This is a genomic window from Providencia sp. PROV261 (assembly GCF_028477945.1).
Classification (GTDB): Bacteria; Pseudomonadota; Gammaproteobacteria; order Enterobacterales; family Enterobacteriaceae; genus Providencia; species Providencia stuartii.
Map to the genome: position 1 here is coordinate 1 of NZ_JAMPMC010000097.1, position 1,544 is coordinate 1,544.

General features: G+C 42.1%; 2 protein-coding genes. Both read right to left on the minus strand.

Annotated features, from left to right (window positions below):
* Window positions 1-119 precede the first annotated feature (119 nt).
* Window positions 120-1,337 (minus strand): tyrosine-type recombinase/integrase, encoded by a 1,218-nt coding sequence (locus PR675_RS20795; RefSeq protein WP_104872931.1) that lies wholly within the window; start codon window positions 1,335-1,337, stop codon window positions 120-122.
* A gap of 16 nt (window positions 1,338-1,353) precedes the next feature.
* Window positions 1,354-1,544 (minus strand): hypothetical protein (locus PR675_RS20800; RefSeq protein ID WP_272582979.1); only part of this gene is annotated, 191 nt, incomplete at its 5' end.

A 1,544-nucleotide genomic window follows, 5' to 3' on the forward strand; every position in this document is an offset into this window, starting at 1 on the left:
GATAATTTCCTTTTAGGTTGATTTAAAAGCAAAAAAGCCCCTGTCCGTGAGGACAGAGGCTTTCAGTGATAAAGTTTTTTTATTGAATGAGATGTATTACGATAAATCGTGGTTAGTTATCATGCGTTTTGACGATGAAAATTCCCATGAAGAATATTGCCACCATTTCTCAATGAATCGATATAGTCGGCATACCACTGCATCATTTCTCGTCTACCTTCTAAATATTGCGCATGGTTATAGGTTCCTCGAATAGAGTTTTTATCCTTATGTGCTAGCTGCATTTCAATCCACGCTGAATTAAATCCTTGTTCATGCAGGATTGTACTCATCGTGTGACGAAAGCCATGCCCTGTCGCCTTACCGTCATACCCAATTCGTTTTAATACCATGTTGATACTGGCTTCACTCATTGGTTGATTGATATTGCAACGCCCCGGAAAAACCAGTTGATATTGGCCCGTAAAGGCATGTAGCTCTTTTAAGATCTCAAGCACTTGTTTGGAAAGCGGAACAGAGTGTGGTCTACGCATCTTCATTCTTTCTTCGGGAATTAACCAGAGTGCAGTATCAAAATCAAACTCACTCCAGTGAGCAGCCCTTAGCTCAATCGTTCTCACTCCTGTTAGTAACAGCAGTTTAGTGGCTAAACGGGTAATAGGACTGCCTGTATATTCCGAAAGCTTCTGCAAGAACTCAGGAAGCTCTTGAGCGGTAAGGTGAGGGAAGTGTTTTGTTTTTGGTGCCTTAAGTGTTCCAGTGAGCTCAGCAGCTGGATTTACGGTTGCTCGTCCTGTTGCAATGGCATAACGAAAAATTTGATTACAGAACTGTCTAACCTTACGCATTTTCTCTAAAGCGCCACGCTTTTCAATCATCCGTAAGATCTCCAACATTTCTAAAGGTAGGATCTCAGCGATAGGACGTTTAGCTAAATAAGGAAAGATATCTTTATCTAAAGCATCAAGAACACTTTCCGCATAGCTTTCGGACCATTCGGATGATTTATGAGTGTGCCATTCAATGGCAATCGCTTTAAACGTATTTTCTACGGTGATCTTCTTCGCGAGCTTTTCTAACTTCTTTTGTTCAGCCGGATCGTTACCTTCAGCTAATAGTTTTCTAGCTTCATCGCGTTTAACTCGTGCATCAGCAAGAGAAACATCAGGGTATACACCAATCGATAATTTTTTCTCTTTACCAGCGAAGCGATATTTCATTCGCCAGTAACGAGCACCATTGGGTTTAACGAGAAGGTAAAGTCCACGCTCATCAGAGAGCTTATATTCTTTGTCTTTAGGTTTGGCAGTCTGTATCTGCCGAGCGCTGAGTGCCATAATGGGGGCCCCTAAATTACATTGAACACGATGAGCCCCCAAAAAAGCCCCCAACAGACACTTGATTTAGGTTGAGTCGTGTTGAGTTCGGTGGAGCTCGATGAGTGATAATACAAGGTAAATCAATGAATATAAAGGAGTTTACTTGACTTGAGGAGACCACTGTAGAAGTGAAAGTGGTGCCCGGACTCGGAATCGAACCAAGGA